This window comes from Streptomyces sp. S186, from assembly GCF_051603415.1.
GTDB lineage: Bacteria > Actinomycetota > Actinomycetes > Streptomycetales > Streptomycetaceae > Streptomyces.
In genome coordinates this window covers 5641854-5662896 of the sequence record NZ_CP193932.1, presented here as the reverse complement: position 1 = coordinate 5662896, position 21043 = coordinate 5641854, and the positions used below count along the sequence as shown (strand labels likewise).

Here is a 21043-nt window from a genome sequence, read left to right as displayed (position 1 = left end):
CCTCGGCCCCCCTCACGCCAACATCGGTCGCCATCTGCCGCCGCCCCTCCCCTCACCCCAACGGCACGCCTCACCCGCCCCCGTCCCCCGGGCGGACGCGCTCAGCGGGCGGGGCTCGGTGCGGGCTCGGAGGATGGCGCACGAGCGCTCACGTGTGGGTGCTCGTGCCCAGTACCGGCCCGCCCGCGACGTTCGCACCGGCCCCTCGGGGAGGAATCCGCCATGACCATCAGCCTCGCCCAACTGCGCCGCTGCTCGGCCGCCGTCGACCTCGGCGCGGCCCGGACCAGGGTCTACGTCAAGAATCAGGGGCTGGTCGTCGACGAACCCACCGTCGCCGCGGTCAACACCCGCACCGGGTCGATGCTGGCTGTGGGTGCCCAGGCCGAGGTGATGGACGGCCGCACGCCGGACTACATCCGCGTGGTCCGGCCGGTCTCCAACGGGACGGTCGTGGACATCGACCTGGCCCAGCGCCTGCTGCGCCACCTGGTCGGCGACAAGTTGCGCAAGACGTGGCGACGGCGCCCCTCGATGCGGGCCGCGGTGTGCCTCCCGTACGGAAGTGAGCCGCTGGCGCAGCGGGCCGCCGTGGAGACGCTGACGGGGCTGGGCGCCCGGCGGGTCGAGCTGGTGGACACGCTGGTCGCCGCGGCCGTCGGGTGCGGGCTGCCGGTGGAGCAGCCGGAGGCGACCATGATCGTGGTGTGCGGCGCGGGCACCACGCAGGTCGCGGTGCTCTCGCTCGGCTCGATCGTGGCCGCCGAGACCGTCCCGGTAGGTGGCAACGCCATCGACCACGCGGTGATCCAGCACCTTCGGCTGCACCACGAGCTGATGCTGCCGAACCAGTCCGTCCGGCCGCTGCACCTGATGCTGTCCGGGGACGGCGAGCTGACGCCCGGCTCCACAGAGGTGCACGGCCGGGATGTGGTCAGCGGGCTGGCGCGGTCGGTACATGTGGACACCGAGCGGGTGCGGCGGGCCATCATCACCCCGCTGACGGCGATTCTCGACGGCATCAGTGCGGTGCTCCGCCGCTGTCCGCCGGACCTCGTGGCCGACCTCGGCGAACGCGGCGTCATGCTGGCGGGCGGCAGCGCGCTGATCCCGGGTCTGGAGCCGATGATCCACGAGGCCACGTCGATGCCGGTGCACATCGCGGACCAGCCCAGTACCTGCGCGGTGCAGGGGCTGGGCGCCATGATCGAGGGCAAGGTGCAGCCCCTGCACCTCGACCCGATGGCCCCGTAGCCCCGTAGCCCCGACAGCGGAACGGCCGGGAACGACGACATCGGAACGCCGCCGACCAGCTACAGAACTCCGCCCCGCTACAGACTCCGCGTGTTCCAGGCCACCACCGCCGGCCGCCCGTGCTCCGTCCCCAGCACGCCGACGGTGCCGGTGCCGAAGGTGAACAGGCCGCCCGCGGCGGGCGGGAGGCCCAGGCGGCGGGCGGTCAGGACGCGCAGGAAGTGCGCGTGCGCCACCAGTGCCACGTCGCCCTCGTCGGCCTCCAGGTGGGGCGCGATCAGCGCGAGTACGCGGTCGGCGCGCGCCCCGACCTCCTCGGGTGACTCCCCGGGATGGTCGGCCGCCCCTGGTGCGACACCGTCGTCGAAGAGGTACCAGCCGGGTCTGGTGCGGTGGATCTCGGCGGTGGTGATGCCCTCGTCCCCGCCGTAGTCCCATTCCCGCAGGTCGTCGAGGATGTGCGGGGTGGGGAGTCCGGCGAGTTCGGCGGTGCGCAGGGCGCGCGTCATCGGGCTGGCGTAGACCCGCGCGATCTTCCGCGCCGACAGCACCGGCCGGAGTGCGCGGGCCTGTTCCTCGCCGTTGTCGGTGAGGGGGAGGTCGGTCCAGCTGGTGTGCCGGCCGTCGCGGCTCCACTCGGTCTCACCGTGCCGGACCAGCAGCAGCTCGCTCACTCGCCCTGCGCCCGCTCTCCGCTGGCGCCCTGCGCCTCCTGGGCCTGGGCCTCGGCGACCGAGGCACGGACCTCGTCCATGTCGAGTGCGCGGGCCTGGCCGATGACGTCCTCCAGGGCGGCCTCGGGGAGCGCGCCGGGCTGGGCGAACACCGCGATGTTCTGCCGGACGATCATCAGGGTGGGGATGGAGCTGATGTCGAAGGCGGCGGCGAGTTCGGGCTCCTTCTCGGTGTTGACCTTGGCGAACAGCAGGTCGTCGTGCTTCTCGGACGACCGCTCGAAGACCGGCCCGAACTGCTTGCAGGGGCCGCACCATTCGGCCCAGAAGTCGATCAGGACGAAATCGTTGCCGGAGACGATCTCGTCGAAGTTGTCCTTGGTGAGCTCCACGGTGCTCATACGCGCTTCCCTGCTTCCGGGTCGTCGAGGCCACGGCGTGTTGACGCTTCGGCCTCCGGGGCGACTGTCGTGTGTGGTGTGTAGTTGCTTTCCGCCCGACGGATTTCCGCCTGACGGCTTCTGCTGTGCGGTGGGGTTCGGCCGGTCCCGACGTACTGCGCCCTCACAGCTCCCGTAACAGGATCAAACCGCACGGTATTCCGCAATTCCGCGGACCGAGCCGTCGGGCTCCCCTGCCCACACCCTGCCGTCCTAGACATGCCGTGGCGCAGATCACTCCCGAGGACCGCTCCCGGATACCCGAAGACCAGCGGCCCCCAACTACCGCACCCCACCTCCCTCCCCCGCCCTACGATGGACAGAGACGGACAGGAACGGACAAGGGCAGACATCAGACAGGGGGGCCGCCCGTAAGGCCGAAGGAGGCGTCGGCCCCATGGAGACGCGCGTCGATGAGATCGCCGACGGGATCTACCGGATCTCCACCTACGTTCCCGAAGTGGCCGCGCCGGCCGGCTTCACGTTCAACCAGTTCCTCATCGACGCGGAGGAGCCGCTGCTCTTCCATACGGGCATGCGGTATCTGTTCCCCGCGGTCTCGGAGGCGGTGGGCCGGGTGGTGCCGGTGGAGGAGCTGCGCTGGCTGGCGTTCGGGCATGTGGAGGCCGACGAGTGCGGGGCGATGAACGCGTTCCTGGCCGCGGCCCCGCGCGCCGAGGTGGCCCACGGGCTCCAGGGGTGCCTGGTTTCGCTCAACGATCTCGCCGACCGGCCGCCGCGCCCGTTGGCGCACGGCGAGACGCTCGACCTGGGCGGCAAGGCGCTGCTGCGGCGCCGGGTGATGCACCTCAACACCCCGCATGTGCCGCACAATTGGGAGGCGCGGGTGCTGTTCGAGGAGACGACCGGCACGCTGCTGTGCGGGGACCTGTTCACCCACCTGGGCAACGGGCCTCCGGTGACCGACCGCGATCTGGTCGGCCCGGCGCTGGAGGCGGAGGAGATGTTCCGCCAGACGTCGTGTCTGACGGCGGCGGTGGGGACCATGCGGTCGCTGGCCCGGCTCTCGCCCAGGACGCTGGCGGTGATGCACGGGTCGTCGTACCACGGCGACGGGGCGGCGGCGCTGCGCGCGCTGGCCGACGGCTATCAGGAACGGTTCGGTCCGGAACGGGTCTTCGCCGCCCGGCCGAGCGCCCTGGCCGGCGCCGACGCCCCACAGGGTTGACCGCAGTGATCCGGCCGGGGTGACGCCAGCCCGGCAAAGTCGCCCGGAGGACCGTCGAAGTCCCCCGGCAGCCGTCGAAGTCGCCCGGAGCCGGGGCCCAAGTCCCGTTCACCGATGGCCCCGAAGGGATTCCTACAGGATGTCGCGGCGCCTGCGTCGTGGCGCACGGTGGTCCGTGGAGGCGGCTAGCATCGCTGAAGAGACCGCCAAGAACGGAGTGTTCATCTGTGCGTCAGCTGCGCGTAGGCGTCGCCATCTTGACCATGGGAAACCGCCCCGCCGAGCTCCAGGAGCTGCTGGATTCGGTGGCGAAGCAGGATCTTCCCGCGACGCACATCGTGGTCGTCGGCAACGGCTCGCCGCTGCCTCCGCTGCCCGACGGCGTCACCGGCGTGTCGCTGAGCGAGAACCTCGGGGTCGCCGGTGGCCGGAACGTCGCCCTGGACGAGCTGCGCAAGCTCGGTGATCTGGACGTGGTGGTCGATCTGGACGACGACGGGCTGCTGATCAGCACGGACGTCTTCAGCCGGCTCGCGGAGCTGTACGCCGGCGACCCGAAGCTGGGCATCGTCAGCTTCCGCATCGCCGACGAGCGGGGCCGTACCCAGCGTCGCCACGTCCCGCGGCTGCGGGTCGGCGATCCGCAGCGGGGCGGGCTGGTCACCACGTTCCTGGGCGGCGGGCACGCGCTGTCGGTGCCGATGCTGGACCGGATCGGCGGCTGGCCGGACGAGTTCTTCTACGCCCATGAGGAGACCGATCTGGCGTGGCGGGCGCTGGACGACGGCTGGCGGATCCGTTACGCGCCGGAGATCGTGCTGCAGCACCCGTACACCTCGCCGACCCGGCATGCGGTCTACCACCGGATGGTCGCCCGGAACCGCGTCTGGCTGGCCAAGCGCCATCTGCCGGCAGTGCTGGTGCCGGTCTATCTGGGCGTGTGGGCGGCGCTGACGGCGGTCCGCAGCCGCTCGGCGGCGGGCATGCGGGCCTGGGCGGCGGGTTTCGCGGAGGGGGTGCGGACGCCGTGCGGGCGGCGCCGGCCGATGCGCTGGAGCACGGTGTGGCGGATGACGAGGCTGGGGCGTCCGCCGGTCATCTAGGGACTGTCCGGCCCTGGCCGGGGGCCGCCCGGCCAGGGCCGCCCGCCGCCCCGTTCACGCGGGAGCGGAACGACCTCCGCCGTCTTTGGCGCCCCCTTTGAGGAACCGTCAACTTTCTGAGAACGTCTCCCCATACGAGCTTTACGAACTTCACGAACTGGTGGGGAACTTCACAGCTGGTGGGGAACTGCTCGATCTGGTGGGGAACTGCTCGATCCGGCGAGTGGGGACGGCAGTTAGGGGCGTGTTCGCGTGGGCGTGGTACTTCCGGGCTGGGCCGACGAGATACTCGACATCATCGGCGTCTCGTGGCCGAACGTGGACGAGGACGACTACCGCGCGATGGCGGACTCCTTGCGGGAGTTCGCGGATGACATCGACCACGGGGCGAACCAAGCGCATCAGGTGATCGAGAGCCTGGTGGGCACGGCGGGGGGTTCGCTGGGGGTGGCGGCCCTCAACGCCCACTGGGGCAAGGTCAACGGCAAGCATCTGAAGGGGCTCGCGGAGTGCGGGCGCATGGCGGGCACGGCCATGGACGTCGTCGCCGGCCTCGTCGAGGGCGCCAAGATCGCGGCCATCGCGCAACTCGCCATCCTGGCCGCGGAGGTGATCGCGGCCCAGGCGGCGGCGCCCTTCACGTTCGGCCTGTCGGAAGTGGGTGCGCTGGCGGGTACGCAGGCGACCCGGATCGCCGTGAAACGGATCATCAAGGAGGTCTGCGAGCAGGTCGTCGAGCAGGTCGTCAGCGTCGCGCTGTCGCCGATCGAGGAGGCGCTCGGGGCGATGGTCGGCGACCTGGTGGTCCAGGTGGGGGCCAATGCCCTCGGGGTCCAGAAAGGCATCGATGTCGGTCACGCGGCCCAGGCCGGCAAGGAGGCCGGGAAGTCAGCGGCCGGTGCGATGCAGCTGCTCAGCGCCGGTGGGGAAGGCGGGAGCGGCGGAGGCGGCGGTGGGGGCGGTGGCGGCTTCACCTTCGATCCGGACGCCCACGACAGTGTGGTCACCGGCCTGCAGAGCGCCGGCGGCACCTTCCGCAGCGGGGCCGGCGGCAAGCTCGGCCGGGCCAGGAGCCATCACGGCCGGACCCGCGGCAAGGACGCCATCGCCAACGCCGCAGCCCCGATGATCGACAAGGCGCTGGAGGGGCTGGAGAACGGCGTCAAGCGGACGGCCGACCATCTCGACGACCAGATGGTCAACGGCGTCAAGAAGATGAAGCTGAACCATCGTGAGAACGACGACGGTATCGCGGCCGACCTCAAGAACATCGGCAAGAATTCGCACGGAAATCCGCCGATGTACAACGTCGGCGACAAGGGAAAGGTCACCCGTCTCACCACCGAAGGGCACAAGGACCTCACCGCCGACGACCGGAAGCGGCTCACTCCGATAGGACTGCTGAGCGACGACCACGTCCCGCGGCGGGAGGCCGGCAAATATCCGCTGCCGCCGGCCGAAGAACGCAAGCGGAAACCTTCCCAGCAGGTGGCGTTCGGCAGTACGGACCTGTCGCAGGCCACCCAGCTGGCGCGGCACGCCAACACTGGCGCGGGCAGTAAACAGGGAGATTACGGGCGGGTCAGCAAGGGGAAATTCTCCAGTCGGAACTACGCCGCGGCACGGTATGGCGAACGCGGCGCCGACGATGAATTCGTACTCGTCGGCCGCAGTAAATGGCCGGGAATGCACTCCGAACGCCAGGTCGGCATCCCGTTCCTGGACTCCGGGAAATCGCAGGGCATGTCGGAGCTCTACACCGAGCGGGAGCCCTGTACCACCGGGCCGGGCACCAGGGACTGCAGCGCCTGGATGTCGCACCATCTCCCGGACGACGTCAAGGTTTCGCACACCGTCGAGTACGGCGACACCGCGGAGTCCAAGAAGAAGGGCAACGACGAAATGGAGAAGTATCTCAACGGCATTAACCGGCGCAAGAAGTAGCGATTGACGCGGAGAAATTGACGCAGAGAATCGCCTCCGATACGATCACCGGATTCCCGCACCTTACCGACAGGACAGAACATGCCCCAGCTCACCGACCGGTCGTTGTTGGAGTCGGTATTCCCTCCGGAAAAGCTCGTCACGCTGGAGGAAGAGAAGCTGCCGGCGGAAATGGATGCGGCGACGCGTACACTGCTGACCGCCACGGGCCTGCCGGACGACCGGAGTTCCTTTTTCGTGCTCGACGGCGGCCTCTTCGCCGGGGAAACCCCCGACCGATTCCGCCGGTGCGGGCAACTCAGCCATTTCTCCGAGTACCACGACATGCCGGAGGGCTGGGCCCAGTGGCTGGTGCTGGGCGAGATCCACTACGACGTGGTGGCACTGGACCCGGTTTCCGGAGCCGTCCACGCCCTGCCGGACGGGGAGTTCACGGCCCGCCCGTTGAACCGGAGCCTGGATTCCTTCCTCTATTTCCTCTATCTCCTCGAACTCGAACGCCCCGGCTACGACGCCACGGTGTCGGAGGACCTCCCCGACCCCGAGGCGCTGGCGGAGTCCCTCCGGGAGCGCATGCGGAACGCCGATCCGCTGCCGTTCGAAGGGGTGGAGCCCGTCTGGTCGGAGGAGGCCGACTGGGAGGCCGAGGACGCCGGGCCCGTTCCGACGTGGGACGGTGTCCTCTCAGACGTGTACGAGACGGTGGGTTAGGCGGAGTCGTCCATGACAGTGCCCGAGGGTGAACTGCGGAAGTTCGGGCCGGAGGAGGCGGGCGATCCGTTCGCGGCCCCGGAGAGCGTCCGCCGGCTGGCGCAGGTCGCCGTCCCCTGGACGGTCGGCCCCTACTTCTCCACCTCGCCCGGCGAACCCGTCCTGCTGGACGCCTACGCGCAGTCCGTCGGGACGGCGGTGGCGCGCGAGGAGCAGCGGCAGTGGGCGCGCCTGGGCACCGACCAGGGCTACGAGCTCTGCGCCGCCCCCGGAGGCGAGGTGCGGGCGGTACTGCTCGGCTACCAGGAGCCGCCCAGGTTCGTGAACTCCTCGCCCGAGCGGTTCGCCCAGTCCCTGCGCGAACTGGACCGGGCGCTGCGCGTCATCCTCGGCACCGACCGGCCGGAGACCGCCGCGGAGGCGTTCGCGGCGGCGGAGCGGCAGCTGCGCGCCACGGATCCGGCGGCCTTCGCCGACCGGGAGAACTGGTGGCCGCTGGTCCTCGACGACATCCGGGACACCGCGGGCACGGAGTGGTACGCGGCCTTCGAGTACGTCGGCGACGACGGCGAGAAGCAGGTGGTAACCCGGGCCGGGGGTATCGCGCTGCACCCCGAGGAGAGCCTGTGGTCCGCGCTGCGCGGCGCGGGCGTCGAGCCGTCCCAGGTGACGCGGATCCACACGGAGCTGGAGGCGTGCTTCCTGCCCGGCCACTACTGCTCGCTGTGGCTGGCCCGGATGTTCCCGGATGCCGAGCTGACCCACAACTTCCCCTATGGCGAGAGCGCCGAGTCCCGGGCAGAGGGGATCCGCCTCCTCCGCGAGGCGGCCGCCCAGCAGTGACCGCGGCAGGGGGAGAACCGCCGATGACGACCACCGCACACCCTGAGCCGGCGCCCGAGGCGGCGGCCCGGCCGGCGCCGGCCGACCGCCACGCGGCGGCCGGCCGGGCCCTTCTTGACTGGGCCGCCGCGGCCGACGGCGAACTGCCGCGGCTCTGCCTGGTCCGCGGCGGCCGGGCCGGCGGCAAGAGTCATCTGCTCGCCTGGTTCCTCGCCGGGGCGGGCGCCGACGGGCGGACCACCGTCCACGCCACGGTCCCCGCCGCCGGGCTCATCGCCGACTCCGTCGCCTGGGAGCTGGGCCGCCAGCTCGGCTACGGCCCGCTGCCCCCGCACCGCCTCCTGGACCGCGTCGCCGCCGACGCCCGGCCGCTGCTGCTCCTCCTGCCCGACCTGCATCTCGCCGGCCGCGGGCCGGCCGGCCACGCCCCGGCGGACCCCGGCACGCTCGTCGACGAGCTCCTCGTCCCCCTCCTGAGGCTCCCCCACGTGCGCGCCATCGTGGAGACCGGCACCACCGCCCTCCTCGACGACGCCGACCCCCACGTCATCGACCTCGGCGAGGCTCCCTGGCCCGATGCCGCACCCCCGCCCGCCGCCTCCGAGGAGGCCCCGGACGCGGACGCCGCGGCCCTGTTGGCCGCCGTCCCGCGCACCGCCGACGGCCGGGCGCGGTGGGACGAGGCGCCGCCGGCCGCCCGCGAGCACGTCCTCGACGCCACCCTCGGCACCGAGGACGGCGGCATCGCGGCCGGCTCCCTGCTCGCCGACCCCGGCTTCCTCCTCTACGGCTCCGCCACGGCCATCACCGCGGCCCTCCACGATCCGGCCACCGTCGCCCCCGCGGGCCTGCGCACCATCTGGGACCGCGCCGCGCCCCACCTGTCCGGTTCCGCGGCCGACGACCTCGCCCGCGCCGCCGTCCTGCACGCCGCCGCCCTGGCCACCAGCGCCACCCTCACCGAATACGTGCGCCCGCTGGCCGAACGGCACCTGTGGACCGCGGCCTGGGCGCAGCACGACGTCCCGGCGGCCGCCCACTGCCACCTGCCGCAGGACGGCACCCTGCTCGTCGCGGACGCCCTGGGCCGGCTCCACCGTCACGACGCGGGCACCGGCGGACGCACCGGCGCGGTGCCCGCCCCCGCGGGGCTCCGCCCCTTCGGCCTCGCCGCCGCCGGCCCGGAGGCGGTGCTGCTGTTCGACGGCAGCGGGCCGCTCTTCCCCCTCACCCCCGACGAGGAAGGCCCGGCCGGCGCCGTACTGGGGCACATCGCCGCCCACCACGGCACCGCGGCGCTCGGCTCCGCGCCCTCCCGGCCCACCGCGCTCGGCGCCGACGGCCGGTCGCCGACGGCCGTCGTCGGCGACGCCGGCGGAGCCGTCCACGTGTGGTCCCTGACCGCCTACCAGCCCCTGCCGCACTCCCACCGCCTGCACCGCGCCCCCGTCACCGCCGTCACCTGCCTGCGGCTGCCCGACGACGGCCTCACCCTCGTCTTCAGCGCCGCCCTCGACGGCTCGATCCGCCTGTGGGAGACGTCCGGGGAACCGATGGCGGGCCCCGTGGAGCAGCGCCCGGCCCTCGTCACGGCCCTCGCCGCCGCCGACACCCCCGCCGGCCCGCTCCTGGCCGCCGCCTGGAACGACGCCGAACTGCACCTCTGGCACCTCACCAGCGGGACCGTCCGCACCCTGCCGCTGCTGTACCGCTGCAACGCCCTGACGCTCTCCCCCACCGGCCGCCTGACCCTCAGCGGCCCCGACGGCCTGCACACCCTGCAACTCGCCCTCGACCGCCTCTGGAACTGATCGCACCCGCCCCGCGGGCCGGTCCTGGGCGGCCATCGGCTCGCCCCCGCGCCTCAGTTCCCGCGCAGGAGGCCGACGAGCCGTCCCAACTCCCGGCCCCTGACGATCAGTTCCCACAGTTTCCCCACCGACGCCGGCGGCTCCTCGCAGGACGACGCCACAAGCGCCGCTTCCGGCCCCGGCCCGGCCCCCTGTGGTCCCCCACGTGGCCCATCCCTGCCCCGTCCGGCCCTGTGCGGCCCGTGGCGCGTTTTCGGGGCCGGAACGACGAGGGCCGCCACCCGGAGGTGGCGGCCCTGCTGCCGTGTTTTGGCTGGTCAGATCGGATTGCGCTGACCTGCCGTGGTGGGGCGGGTGGGACTCGAACCCACGGCCGACGGATTATGAGTCCGCTGCTCTAACCGGCTGAGCTACCGCCCCTCACGGCGCGTCGCGCACATTTGTGCGCGCCGTCTGCCGCAGCATAGCCGCTCATACGATCTGCTGCCCGTGCGGGCTGCCGTCGGGCGACCTTGCACGCCCAAGAGGACTTCGATCACCGGGGATTCGGTTCCCGGACACAAGAAAAAGGACCCCTTCCGGGGTCCTCGTTCCTTCTGCTCCCCCGACTGGACTCGAACCAGTAACCCTCCGGTTAACAGCCGAATGCTCTGCCAATTGAGCTACAGGGGATTGAGCTCCCCCGACTGGACTCGAACCAGTAACCTGCCGGTTAACAGCCGGCTGCTCTGCCAATTGAGCTACAGGGGATTGCTCTGCTTGCCTCGAATGCATCGCTGCCGGGGGCTCCGGACGGCGTGCGCTCGCTGCGACACATACATTAGCGCAAGCAGGGGGGTGCTCCGCCAATCGGTATCCCGGGAGGCCACCGCGGGTGGGCCCGGTGCCGGTGGGCAGGTGCCCAGCCCGGCGTCCGGTGCCGGCCGGCACCGGACGGGATCGAGCGGCAAGGGAAAGGTGGAGCGATGCGCTACCGGCTCACGTTCGTCGCGGGACTGGCGGTGGGATACGTGCTCGGCAGCCGGGCCGGGCGGGAGCGGTACGAGCAGCTCCGCAAGGGCGCGCAGCGGATCGCGCAGAACCCGGCGGTCCGCAACAGCGCGGAGGCGGCCGCGCTGGGCGGGCGGCAGGCCGCGTCGAAGGCGTTCGCGGCGGTGTCGGACAGGGTCGGGGACCGGCTGCCGGGCCCGGTGGCGGAGCGGGTGCGGTCGCTGCGGGAGCAGCGCGCGGCCGACGAGGACGACTGGGGCACCAGCAACACCTGAGGTGGGACGGGGCCGGGCCGCGGTGGGCAAACCCTGACTCTTTCCCCATGGGTCCCATGGGGCATCATCTGGGGCCATGGGGATAGTCGCCGGGTTGGACAGTTCGTCCGAGAGCACACGGATCGTCGTCTGCGATGCGGACACGGGTGCCGTCATCAGGCAGGGGTATGCGCCGCACCCTGTCGAGAAGGGGCCCGAGGTCGATCCGCAGGCGTGGTTGATGTCACTCGGCGAGGCCGCGGGGAACGGGCTCCTGGAGGGCGTCCAGGCCATCGGGGTGGCCGCGCAGCAGCACGGGCTGGTGGCGCTGGACGCCGAGGGGAGTCCGGTGCGGCCGGCGCTGGTCGGCAACGACAGGCGGGCGCAGAGCGCGGCGGCGGACCTGGTGGACGCGCTGGGCGGGCGGGCGGCCTGGGCGCAGGCGGTCGGCGCGGTGCCGCAGGCGCAGCACCCGGTGACCAAGCTGCGGTGGCTGGCGCGTACGGAGCCGGCGAACGCGGCCCGGATCGCGGAGGTGATGACGCCGCACGACTGGCTTGCCTGGCAGCTGCTGGGCCGGCCGGCGCGGCGGACCACGGACCGGGGCGGGGCGTCGGCGACCGGCTACTGGTCGGCGGCGTCCGGCGCGTACCGGCCGGAGCTGGTGGAGCTGGCGCTTGGGCACCAGGTGCGGCTGCCGGAGGTGCTGGGCCCGGCGGGGACGGCGGGTTTCACGCCGGAGGGGCTGCTGATCTCGGCGGGGACGGGCGAGACGATGGCCGCCGCCTTCGGGCTGGGGGTCGGGGTGGGCGACGCGGTGGTGTCGCTGGGCGCCTCGGGGTCGGTGTTCGCCATCCACGAGGAGGCGCTGGCGGATCCGACGGGGACGATCACGTCGTTCGCGGACGCGACCGGGCGGCATCTGCCGGTGGTGCACACCACCAACGCGGTGCGGGTGCTGCGCGGTACGGCGGAGATGTTGGGAACGGATCTGGCAGGGCTGTCGGAGCTGGCGCTCGCCTCGTCGCCGGGTGCGTACGGGATGGTGCTGCTGCCGTATCTGGAGGGTGAGCGGACGCCGTATCTGCCGCACACCGCCGGGTCGTTGCACGGGATGCGGCGGGAGAGCATGAAGCCGGAGCATCTGGCGCGGGCGGCCGTGGAGGGCATGCTGTGCGGGCTCGCGGACGCGCTGGATGTGCTGCGGGGCCGCGGGGTGGCGGTGCACCGGGTGTTCCTGCTGGGTGCGGCGGCGGAGCTGGGCGCGGTGCAGGCGGCGGCGCCGGGGTTGTTGGGGGCGCAGGTCGTGGTGCCGCAGCCGGCCGAGTACGCGGCGCTGGGCGCGGCCCGGCAGGCGGCGTGGGCGTGGCAGGTGGCGCACGGTACGGCCGCCGGCGGGGACGGCGGTGCGGGGTATCCGGAGCCGCCGCGGTGGCCGGCCGCGGCGAGCCAGGTCTTCGAGCCGGGCGACGAGCTGCCGGTGTGGCAGGCGGTGCGGCAGCAGTACACGGCGGTGCGGGACGAGGCACATCCGGGGGCGTTCCAGCGGGAGGGGTGAGCCGGGCTGCCCGGGGCGGCGGCGCCGCCCGCGGGTCAGTCGAGGTAGCCGCGGAGCTGGTCGGCGAAGGCGTGGTCGCGGAGTTTGCCGAGGGTCTTGGACTCGATCTGGCGGATGCGTTCGCGGGTGACGCCGAAGATCCGGCCGATCTCCTCCAGGGTGCGGGGGCGGCCGTCGGCGAGGCCGTAGCGGAGCTGGACGACCTTGCGTTCGCGTTCGCCGAGGGTGGAGAGGACCGCGTCCAGGTGCTCGCGGAGCAGCAGGAACGCGGCGGACTCGACGGGTGAGGCGGCGTCGCCGTCCTCGATGAGGTCGCCGAGGGCCACGTCGTCCTCCTCGCCCACGGGGGCGTGCAGGGAGACCGGTTCCCGGGCCAGGCGCAGGACCTCGGTGACGCGTTCGGGGGTGAGGCCGAGCTGGGCGGCGACGTCCTCGGGGGTGGGTTCGTGGCCGCGTTCCTGGAGCATCCGGCGCTGGACGCGGACGACGCGGTTGATGAGTTCGACGACGTGGACGGGGACGCGGATGGTGCGGGCCTGGTCGGCGAGGGCGCGGGACATGGCCTGGCGGATCCACCAGGTCGCGTAGGTGGAGAACTTGTAGCCGCGGGCGTAGTCGAACTTCTCGACGGCGCGGATCAGGCCGAGGTTGCCCTCCTGGACGAGGTCGAGCATGGTCAGGCCGCGGCCGACGTAGCGCTTGGCGACGGAGACGACCAGGCGGAGGTTGGACTCGATCAGGCGGCGTTTGGCGATCCGGCCGCGGACGACCAAGGTGTCGAGGTCGTGGGCGAGTTGGGAGTCGAGGTCGGGGGTGCGGGTGAGTTTCTCCTCGGCGAACAGGCCGGCCTCGACGCGGCGGGCCAGGTCGACCTCCTCGGCGGCGGTGAGCAGCGGTATCCGGCCGATCTCGCGGAGGTACTGGCGGAAGAGGTCGGAGGAGGGGCCGCCGGTGTCGGCGCGGAGGGCGGGGCCGGCGGGCTCGGTGGCGTCCGCGGGGTCCGGGGCGTCCGCAGGGTCTGGGGCGTCCCGGGGCTCGGGCGGGTCCGGGTGCTCCGGGGGGAGTTGCGCGGCGAGGAGTTCGGCGGCCGGGGGTTCGGCCTGCTGCGGGACGGTGACCGGCACGGCCGGCAGGCCGGTATCGGGTGGGGCGGCCGGTGTGCCGCCGGGGGGTGCGGCGGGGAGGGTCCGGGTCTGCACGGGGGCGACCTCCAGGTGATCGCGGCTGGGCGGCACGAGGACCGGGGCGGCGGCGGCCGGACCGCCGGGTCCGCCCCACGGCACGAGCGGCTGCGCGGGGGCTCGCGTCCCGTACGGCGGCGCGCAGGGGCGGATGTGCCGCGCTGCGGGGGACTTACGGCACCGCTCCTCAGTGTGGAGTACGACACATGTCCGCCACGAGGGGCGTGCGAGCACTTTTTGAGTCCGGTCCGTGACCGAATGGCTACCCGGAGGTGCCGGTGGAGGGTGGCGGGTTTCCTGGGGTGGGTGGTGCGGGCCGGACCGGGCGGTGGCCCGAGACCGGGTCAGAGGGCGGCGGCGCCGCGTTCGCGGAGGGACTGGCCGTATTGCTGGAGGACCCAGACTTCCTTGTGGACGGCGGCGGCGCCCTCGTGGTCGCCCTGGAACTCGCAGCGGCGGGCGGCGCCCTCCAGGCTGGCGATCCGGGCGTCGACGGCGGCGACGCGGACGCGCACCAACTGCTCGCCGGCGTAGACCGGATCGGGCTCGCGGCGGGTGAGCAGCCGCTCGACGGACAGCTCGGTGATCAGGGAGCGGATGGTGTTGTCGGGGGCGGCGTCCATGACGCGGGCGGTGTAGTCGGCGTCCGCGGCGGACACCCCGCCGGCCTCCTGGATGCACTGGCGGACGACGGCATACGGGGGCGCGGTGAACTCGTCGGCACCGTAGGCGTCGAAGGTGGGGGCGACCAGGTCGGGGCGCTGGAGGGCCAGCTTGAGGAGTTCGCGCTCGACCATGCGGGCGGGGCTGCGGAGGTTGAGGGCGGGGCCGCGCTCCTGGGGGGCGGTGGGGGCGGGCGCGGCGGGGCCGCGGGCGGCGGTGCGGGCGGGCACCTGGGGGGCCCGGTCGTCGCGGCTGCGGGCCAGGCCGCGCACCCGGCGGACGATGGCCTGCTCCTCGGCCTGGCTGGTGATGCCGACGAGGCCGACGAGGCGGATGGCGTAACGGTCGCGCAGGCCGCGGTCCTTGATGGCGGCGACGACCGGTACGGCTTCCTCGACGGCGGCAATCCGGCCCTCCTCCGTGTCGAGGTTGTAGCGGGTCACGATGGAGCGCAGGGCGAAGGCGAAGAGGGGGGTGCGGGACTCGACGAGGGCGGCGACGGCCTGGTCGCCCTCGGCGAGCCGGAGGTCGCAGGGGTCCATGCCGCCCGGGGAGATGGCGATGGAGGTCTCGGCGGCGAGTCGGTGTAGCCCTCGACGACGACGGCGCGGTTGCCCTTGGCGATCTCCTTCTTGGCGAGGTCGATGCCGTAGAGGACCTGGGACTTGCGATAGAGGGGGGTCTCGGGGGTGTTGAGGTACTTGGGGCCGTTGTCGTCGTCGCGGAGCTTGCGGGCGCCGAAGCCGACGACCTCGCCGGAGATGTCGCGGATGGGCCACATCAGGCGGCCGCGGAAGCGGTCGATGGGGCCGCGGCGGCCCTCCTGGGAGAGGCCGGAGAGGACCAGCTCCTTGTCGGTGAAGCCGCGGCCGCGCAGGAAGCGGGTGAGGTGGTCCCAGCCGGCGGGGCTGTAGCCGACGCCGAAGTGCTGGGCGGCGGCCTGGTCGAAGCCGCGCTCGGCGAGGAAGGTGCGGGCGACGGCGGCCTCGGGGCTCTCCAGCTGCTCGGTGTAGTACTGGGCGGCGGCCTTGTGGGCCTCGACGAGGCGGGTGCGCTCGCCCTGCTGGCGGCCGGGGGTGTAGCCGCCCTCCTCGTAGCGGAGGGTGATGCCGGCCTGGGCGGCGAGGCGTTCGATGGTCTCGGCGAAGGAGAGGTGGTCGATCTTCATGACGAAGTCGACGGTGTCGCCGCCCTCTTGGCAGCCGAAGCAGTGGTAGAGGCCCTTGGCGGGGCTCACGTGGAAGGACGGGGACTTCTCGTCGTGGAAGGGGCACAGGCCCTTGAGGTTGCCGCCGCCGGCGTTGCGGAGCTGGAGGTACTCGGACACGACGGCGTCGATCGGGACCGCGTCCCGCACCGCCTTCACATCGTCATCGTTGATCCTGCCTGCCACGCGTGAATTCTACGGTGGGGGTCCGACAGTCCTCGCCGGACGAGCCCCGGCCGGGGCGGGCGGAGCCGGGCCGGGGCGGTCCGGGCCGGGTCAGCCGAGGAGTTCCCGGAAGCGGTCGGGGCCGATGTTGCCGCCGGAGACGATCACGCCGATGCGGGCCGGTGCGGGCCCCTCGGGCGGCTCCAGGCGGCCGGAGAGCAGGGCGGCGAGGGCGCTGGCGCCGCTGGGCTCGACGACGATCTTGAGGCGTTCGAAGGCGAAGGCCATGGCGGCGCGGATCTCGTCGTCGGTGACGAGGACCACGGAGTCGACCAGCCGCCGGTTGATCGCGAAGGTCAGCTCGCCGGGGGTCTCGACGGCCTGGCCGTCGGCGATGGTGCGGGGCACGGGGACGGCGACGCGGTGGCCGGCGGCCAGGGAGCGGAGGGTGTCGTCGCCGGCCTCGGGCTCGACGCCGATCATGCGGATACCGGGGGCCAGGGCGGTGGCGGCGGTGGCGCAGCCGGCCATCAGCCCGCCGCCGCCGACGGGTACGAGGAGGGCGTCGAGCGGGCCGGTCTCCTCCAGGAGCTCCAGGGCGGTGGTGCCCTGTCCGGCGATGACGTGCGGGTGGTCGTACGGGGGGATCAGGGTCAGGCCGCGCTCCTGGGCGATGCGGGCGCTGAGGGCGGCGCGGTCCTCGGTGTAGCGGTCGTAGGTGACGATCTCGGCGCCGTAGCCGGCGGTGGCTTCCCGTTTGGAGCGCGGGGCGTCGGCGGGCATGACGATGACGGCGCGGGTGCCGCGTTCCCGGGCGGCGAGGGCGAGGGCCTGGGCGTGGTTGCCGGAGGAGTGGGCGACGACCCCGCGGGCCAGCTGTTCGGGGGTGAGGCGGGAGAGGGCGTGGTAGGCGCCGCGGAACTTGAAGGCGCCGGCCCGTTGGAAGTTCTCGCACTTGAGGAGGGCCCGGGTGCCGGTCCGGGCGTCGAGGGTGCGGGAGCGCAGCACCGGGGTGCGGTGGGCCGCGCCGGCCAGCCGGCGGGCGGCGTCCCGGACGTCGTCGAGGGTGACGCCCGGGGTGCCGCTGCCACCGGGGCCGGCGGAGCCGGTGGGGCGCGTGGGACCAGAGGTCATACGGGCACGTTACGGGAGCAGTGAGGTCAGGGGAACGGTGGGATCGGCCAGCTTCTCGGGGTCCAACGGGGCACCGGAGCGGATCAGTTGCTGGACGTGTTCGGCGACGTCCCAGACGTTGACGTTCATGCCGGCCAGGACGCGGCCCTCGCTGAGCCAGAAGGCGATGAACTCCCGTTTGCCGACGTCGCCGCGGCAGACGACCTGGTCGTAGGAGCCGGGCGGGGCGTAGCCGGAGTACTCCATGCCGAGGTCGTACTGGTCGGAGAAGAAGTACGGGACGCGGTCGTAGCTGATGTCCTGGCCGAGCATGGCGCGGGCGGCCGCCGGGCCGCCGTTGAGGGCGTTGGCCCAGTGCTCGACGCGCAGCCGGGTGTCCAGGAGGGGGTGGTCGGCGGCGGCCGCGTCACCGGCGGCGTAGATGTACGGGTCGGAGGTGCGCAGCGCGGCGTCGACGGCGATCCCGCCGCCGTCGGCGCGGTCGACGACGTCGAGGCCGGCCTGTTCGGCGAGGGCGGTGCGGGGGGCGGCGCCGATGGCGGCGAGCACGTCGTGGGCGGGATGGTCCTCGCCGTCGTCGGTGCGGACGGAGACGACCACGCCGTCCTGGCCGACGATCTCGGTGAGGCGCGCGCCGAAGTGGAAGCGGACGCCGCGCTCGCGGTGCAGGTCGGTGAAGAGGGCGCCGAGTTCGGGGCCGAGGATGCCGTGCAGGGGCGTCGGTTCGGGTTCGACGATGGTGACCTCGGCGCCGTAGGAGCGGGCCGCTGCGGCCACTTCGAGGCCGATCCAGCCGGCGCCGGCGATGACCAGGTGGCCGTTCTCGCGCCCCAGGGAGGCGAGGACGCCGCGGAGGCGTTCGGCGTGGGCGAGGCGGCGGAGGTGGTGGACACCGGCCAGGCCGGTGCCGGGGATGTTCAGGCGGCGGGGTTCGGCTCCGGTGGCCAGCAGCAGCCTGTCGTAGGCGATGAGGGTGCCGTCGCCCAGGCGGACGGTCCGGGCGGCGGGGTCCAGGTGGACGGCGGGCTGGCCCAGGTGGAGCTCGATCCGGGCCTGGGCGTAGAAGGCGGGTTCGTGGATGAAGACGCTGTCCCGTTCCTCCTTGCCGAGCAGGTACCCCTTGGAGAGCGGGGGGCGCTCGTAGGGGTGGTCGCGCTCGTCACAGATGAGGATCACCCGGCCGGTGAACCCTTCCGCGCGGAGCGTCTCCGCGGCCTTCGCTCCGGCCAGGCCACCCCCGACGATGACGAACGTCTGGTGCGTGTCGACCACTTGCTTCCTCCTCGTTGCGGTGCCGTACGTCCGCGTCCGCGTCCGTGAACGCCCCTGTTGGTTCCCCGTTGTTTCCCCCGCTGCCGCCCCGTTGTGCGGTGCCTCCCGTGTTCTCTCTCGTTCCCTTGATGTGTTCGACGGTTTTCGGGTTCCCGTATGCCGTCGCGGGGACGAGCGTCCCGCACGGAGCGTGAGGGGGGAAGAGGGGCCGCTTCCCCAGGGTCACCCTGGGTTGCGCTAAGCGTTACCAGGGGGACGTGTGAGGCGAGCGTGAAGGTTACGCGCGGAGGCGTCGGTGAGCGCGGCGATCTGGTCGATCACGGCCCGCAGCCGGGCGGTGTCGTCGGGGGCCGCGTCGAACAGCGAACGGAACTGCGGGTCAAGGCCGTCGGGGGCGCGGGCGAGCAGCGCCTCGGCGAGTTCGGCGATGACCACGCGCTGGTCGGCGCGGAGCGCCTCCTGGTCCGGGCGCTGTATCACGTAGCGATCGGCGACGGCCTTGAGAACGGCGCATTCCAGGCGGGTTTCGGCCGGAACCACCAGCTCCGCCGCGTACCGGGTGAGCGGGCCGCTGCTGAAGCGGGCCCGGGTGGCGCCCTCGGCGGCCAGGCAGAAGCGGCCGATGAGCTGGCTGGTGGCGTCCTTGAGGCGGGCCTGGGCGAGCGCCGAGCCGTCGTAGCCGTGCGGCCACCACTCCTGCTCCAGGAGGCGGTCCAGGGCGGCGGCCAGCTCCGCCTCGGCCGCGCCGGGGGCGTAGCGCTCGGCGGCGACCGCGAAGATCTCGGCGCGTTCGGGGTCGGCGAGCAGCACGTTGGGGTCGAGGTGGCCGGCGTGCAGCCCGTCCTCGACGTCGTGCACCGAGTAGGCGACGTCGTCGGCCCAGTCCATGACCTGCGCCTCGAAGCTGCGCCGGCCGGACGGGGCGCCCTGCCGGAACCACGCGAAGACGGGCAGGTCGTCGGCATAGACGCCGAATTTCACGGCGTCCGGGCCGTCGGGGTGGGCGCCGCGCGGCCAGGGGTACTTGGTGGCGGCGTCCAGGGCGGCGCGGGTGAGGTTGAGGCCGACGCTGACCGGTGCGCCGTCCGGGGAAGGCACGAACCGCTTGGGTTCCAGGCGGGCCAGGAGGCGCAGCGACTGGGCGTTGCCCTCGAAGCCGCCGCAGGGCGCGGCGACCTCGTTGAGGGCCTGTTCGCCGTTGTGCCCGAAGGGCGGGTGGCCGAGGTCGTGCGCCAGACAGGCGGTCTCGACCAGATCCGGGTCGCAGCCGAGGGCGGCGCCCAGTTCGCGGCCCACCTGGGCGCACTCCAGGGAGTGCGTCAGACGGGTACGGGGGCTGGCGTCCCATGCCTGGGTGGCGCTGCCGGGGGTGACGACCTGGGTCTTGCCGGCGAGCCGGCGCAGTGCGGCGGAGTGCAGGACCCGGGCGCGGTCGCGCTGGAAGGCGGTGCGCCCGGGGCGTTTGTCCGGCTCGGGGACCCAGCGCTCGGTGTCCGCCGCGGTGTAGCCGGGGAGCGCCGCGCGCGGGTCCTCGCCGGAACTGGGAGGGGTTGCCCGTGTTGTGCCCGTCATACGGCGACGGTAGCCGCCCTGGGGACGTCGGTGCCGGATCCGGTGCGTGTGGAGAGCGCCTGGTCGTAGCGGTGCAGTACGAGGCGGGCCAGTGCGGGGTGGTCGCCCAGGGGGGCGGCGGCGGGCCCGGGGGCGAGGGCCGCGCACCGGTCGGCGAAGCGGCCGGGGGCGGCGAAGCAGGCGGCGACGGCGATGTCGTCGGGGTGGTGGCCGCGGTCGGTCAGCGCGCGGATGGCTTCGGGGACGGTGGGGGCGGCGGCAATCCGGGAGGGGCGACGCGAAGCGTCTCCGCCCGGGGTGGTGGCGGGAGACGGGTGGGCGTAGGCGGGCAGGACGGGGACGCCGCCGAGGCGGGTGGAGAGGAGGCGGGCGGTGCGGGCGGTGTCACGGGCGGAGCGGGGGGCGCGGGAGCCGGCGGCGGCCAGGACGACGGCGGGGCGGCGGCCGTCGTGGGGGCCGGTGGGGAAGCCGGCCTCCAGGAGGCGGTCGTGCAGGGCCTCGGCCAGGAGGGCGTGCGGGCCCAGGGGGGCGGCTGTCCGGCCGGTGAGGTGCGGGGCGGCGGCGAGCGCGGCGGGCAGGTCGTGGGTGACGTGGTGGCCGTGACCGAAGAGCAGCGGCACGAGGACGACGGAGTCGGATGTGCCGTGCAGTGAGGCGAGGGTGTCGGCGAGCAGCGGCCGGTCGAGCTCGATGTGGCCGAGGTGAACGGGGAGGCCGGGGCGGAGCGCCCGGATCCGGGCGAGGAGGGCCCGGACGGTGGGGGCGGCCCCGGGGTGGCGGCTGCCGTGGGCGACGGCCACGAGGGCGGGTGGCGGGGCGGCGGGGCGGCGGTAGCCGTGCAGGCGGACGGTGCGCAGCCGGCTGCCGAGCACATCGGTGATCTCGGCGGCGAGGCCGGCGGCGGCCAGGGGGGCGAAGGGCGGGGCGGACGGCCCGGATATCGAGGCGGAGAGGCCGGGCTCCTGGGTGGGCTGGTTCGCTGTCGACGCCGTCATGGAGCGAGGCTGGCACCCGATCGTTGCGGTTCCGTTTCCCTCCGGGTAACTCCGTGTACCGCGGCCCCACCGCCGGCCGCCGG

16 protein-coding genes, 3 tRNA genes and 1 pseudogene are annotated in these 21043 nt (G+C 73.3%); 9 read left to right on the top strand and 11 right to left on the bottom strand.

What is annotated here, in order from left to right; genetic code table 11:
* Positions 1–222: 222 nt before the first annotated feature.
* Positions 223–1254, top strand: coding sequence for a rod shape-determining protein (locus ACRAS8_RS24355; protein WP_018542527.1), 1032 nt, complete (start codon positions 223–225; stop codon positions 1252–1254).
* 77 nt (positions 1255–1331) lie between these two features.
* Here ACRAS8_RS24355 and ACRAS8_RS24350 read toward each other — a convergent pair whose 3' ends face one another.
* The gene (locus ACRAS8_RS24350; RefSeq protein WP_438488118.1) at positions 1332–1928 is read right to left on the bottom strand and encodes a histidine phosphatase family protein; all 597 of its coding nucleotides are present in this window, start codon (positions 1926–1928) and stop codon (positions 1332–1334) included.
* Positions 1925–2329 carry a thioredoxin gene (trxA, locus tag ACRAS8_RS24345; protein WP_438488117.1) on the bottom strand — a complete coding sequence of 135 codons (405 nt, stop codon included), beginning with the start codon at positions 2327–2329 and terminating at the stop codon, positions 1925–1927. Before trxA ends, ACRAS8_RS24350 begins: the two co-directional genes overlap by 4 nt.
* 436 nt (positions 2330–2765) lie before the next feature.
* Here trxA and ACRAS8_RS24340 point away from each other — a divergent pair, with 436 nt between their 5' ends.
* The 6 genes from ACRAS8_RS24340 to ACRAS8_RS24315 all read left to right on the top strand — a co-directional run bounded on the left by ACRAS8_RS24340 (position 2766) and on the right by ACRAS8_RS24315 (position 9969).
* A complete protein-coding gene (locus ACRAS8_RS24340) occupies positions 2766–3557 on the top strand; it encodes an MBL fold metallo-hydrolase (RefSeq protein WP_438488116.1) in 792 nt (263 codons plus the stop codon).
* Positions 3558–3784: 227 nt separating this feature from the next.
* Positions 3785–4660, top strand: coding sequence for a glycosyltransferase family 2 protein (locus ACRAS8_RS24335; RefSeq protein WP_438488115.1), 876 nt, complete (start codon positions 3785–3787; stop codon positions 4658–4660).
* Between the two features lie 252 nt (positions 4661–4912).
* A complete protein-coding gene (locus ACRAS8_RS24330; RefSeq protein ID WP_438488114.1) occupies positions 4913–6604 on the top strand; it encodes a nucleic acid/nucleotide deaminase domain-containing protein in 1692 nt (563 codons plus the stop codon).
* An 81-nt stretch (positions 6605–6685) separates the two neighbouring features.
* A complete protein-coding gene (locus ACRAS8_RS24325) occupies positions 6686–7315 on the top strand; it encodes an SUKH-4 family immunity protein (protein ID WP_438488113.1) in 630 nt (209 codons plus the stop codon).
* Positions 7316–7327: 12 nt separating this feature from the next.
* Entirely contained in the window at positions 7328–8158 is an 831-nt protein-coding gene (locus ACRAS8_RS24320) for a nucleic acid/nucleotide deaminase domain-containing protein (protein WP_438488112.1), read from the top strand.
* Between the two features lie 23 nt (positions 8159–8181).
* Entirely contained in the window at positions 8182–9969 is a 1788-nt protein-coding gene (locus ACRAS8_RS24315) for a WD40 repeat domain-containing protein (protein ID WP_438488111.1), read from the top strand.
* A gap of 343 nt (positions 9970–10312) precedes the next feature.
* On the opposite strand, the gene ACRAS8_RS24310 is transcribed toward ACRAS8_RS24315, so the two are convergent.
* The 3 genes from ACRAS8_RS24310 to ACRAS8_RS24300 all read right to left on the bottom strand — a co-directional run bounded on the left by ACRAS8_RS24310 (position 10313) and on the right by ACRAS8_RS24300 (position 10719).
* Positions 10313–10389: transfer RNA gene (locus tag ACRAS8_RS24310), tRNA-Ile, on the bottom strand.
* A 179-nt stretch (positions 10390–10568) separates the two neighbouring features.
* Positions 10569–10641 (bottom strand) — tRNA-Asn (locus ACRAS8_RS24305).
* 5 nt (positions 10642–10646) lie between these two features.
* Positions 10647–10719 (bottom strand) — tRNA-Asn (locus tag ACRAS8_RS24300).
* 215 nt (positions 10720–10934) lie between these two features.
* Here ACRAS8_RS24300 and ACRAS8_RS24295 point away from each other — a divergent pair.
* Together ACRAS8_RS24295 and ACRAS8_RS24290 are read left to right on the top strand one after the other, a co-directional pair.
* A complete protein-coding gene (locus ACRAS8_RS24295) occupies positions 10935–11234 on the top strand; it encodes a YtxH domain-containing protein (RefSeq protein ID WP_438488110.1) in 300 nt (99 codons plus the stop codon).
* A gap of 76 nt (positions 11235–11310) precedes the next feature.
* Positions 11311–12771 (top strand): FGGY family carbohydrate kinase, encoded by a 1461-nt coding sequence (locus ACRAS8_RS24290; RefSeq protein WP_438488109.1) that lies wholly within the window; start codon positions 11311–11313, stop codon positions 12769–12771.
* A 35-nt stretch (positions 12772–12806) separates the two neighbouring features.
* Here the strand turns inward: ACRAS8_RS24290 and ACRAS8_RS24285 are convergent, their stop codons facing one another.
* The 6 genes and pseudogenes from ACRAS8_RS24285 to ACRAS8_RS24260 all read right to left on the bottom strand — a co-directional run bounded on the left by ACRAS8_RS24285 (position 12807) and on the right by ACRAS8_RS24260 (position 20960).
* Positions 12807–14054 (bottom strand): RNA polymerase sigma factor, encoded by a 1248-nt coding sequence (locus ACRAS8_RS24285; protein WP_438488108.1) that lies wholly within the window; start codon positions 14052–14054, stop codon positions 12807–12809.
* 242 nt (positions 14055–14296) lie between these two features.
* Positions 14297–16008 (bottom strand): annotated as a pseudogene (gene dnaG / locus ACRAS8_RS24280) (DNA primase).
* A gap of 90 nt (positions 16009–16098) precedes the next feature.
* Positions 16099–17121, bottom strand: a complete 1023-nt coding sequence (locus ACRAS8_RS24275; protein ID WP_438488107.1) for a pyridoxal-phosphate dependent enzyme — start codon at positions 17119–17121, stop codon at positions 16099–16101.
* 9 nt (positions 17122–17130) lie between these two features.
* Positions 17131–18393: an NAD(P)/FAD-dependent oxidoreductase gene (locus tag ACRAS8_RS24270; protein WP_438488106.1), complete on the bottom strand. Its 1263-nt coding sequence runs from the start codon at positions 18391–18393 to the stop codon at positions 17131–17133.
* Between the two features lie 237 nt (positions 18394–18630).
* Positions 18631–19965 carry a deoxyguanosinetriphosphate triphosphohydrolase gene (locus tag ACRAS8_RS24265; protein WP_438488105.1) on the bottom strand — a complete coding sequence of 445 codons (1335 nt, stop codon included), beginning with the start codon at positions 19963–19965 and terminating at the stop codon, positions 18631–18633.
* The gene (locus tag ACRAS8_RS24260; RefSeq protein WP_438488104.1) at positions 19962–20960 is read right to left on the bottom strand and encodes a sirohydrochlorin chelatase; all 999 of its coding nucleotides are present in this window, start codon (positions 20958–20960) and stop codon (positions 19962–19964) included. The genes ACRAS8_RS24265 and ACRAS8_RS24260 overlap by 4 nt, the downstream gene beginning before the upstream one ends.
* Positions 20961–21043: the final 83 nt, after the last annotated feature.

What these genes read in the sequence shown, in the direction of transcription:
- ACRAS8_RS24260 (WP_438488104.1), bottom strand. Translation starts at nt 20,960, where the DNA reads ATGACGGCGTCGACAGCGAACCAGCCCACCCAGGAGCCCGGCCTCTCC.
- ACRAS8_RS24315 (WP_438488111.1), top strand. Translation starts at nt 8,182, where the DNA reads ATGACGACCACCGCACACCCTGAGCCGGCGCCCGAGGCGGCGGCCCGG.
- ACRAS8_RS24265 (WP_438488105.1), bottom strand. Translation starts at nt 19,965, where the DNA reads ATGACGGGCACAACACGGGCAACCCCTCCCAGTTCCGGCGAGGACCCG.
- ACRAS8_RS24295 (WP_438488110.1), top strand. Translation starts at nt 10,935, where the DNA reads ATGCGCTACCGGCTCACGTTCGTCGCGGGACTGGCGGTGGGATACGTG.
- ACRAS8_RS24275 (WP_438488107.1), bottom strand. Translation starts at nt 17,121, where the DNA reads ATGACCTCTGGTCCCACGCGCCCCACCGGCTCCGCCGGCCCCGGTGGC.
- ACRAS8_RS24320 (WP_438488112.1), top strand. Translation starts at nt 7,328, where the DNA reads ATGACAGTGCCCGAGGGTGAACTGCGGAAGTTCGGGCCGGAGGAGGCG.
- ACRAS8_RS24325 (WP_438488113.1), top strand. Translation starts at nt 6,686, where the DNA reads ATGCCCCAGCTCACCGACCGGTCGTTGTTGGAGTCGGTATTCCCTCCG.
- ACRAS8_RS24340 (WP_438488116.1), top strand. Translation starts at nt 2,766, where the DNA reads ATGGAGACGCGCGTCGATGAGATCGCCGACGGGATCTACCGGATCTCC.
- ACRAS8_RS24355 (WP_018542527.1), top strand. Translation starts at nt 223, where the DNA reads ATGACCATCAGCCTCGCCCAACTGCGCCGCTGCTCGGCCGCCGTCGAC.
- ACRAS8_RS24290 (WP_438488109.1), top strand. Translation starts at nt 11,311, where the DNA reads ATGGGGATAGTCGCCGGGTTGGACAGTTCGTCCGAGAGCACACGGATC.
- trxA (WP_438488117.1), bottom strand. Translation starts at nt 2,329, where the DNA reads ATGAGCACCGTGGAGCTCACCAAGGACAACTTCGACGAGATCGTCTCC.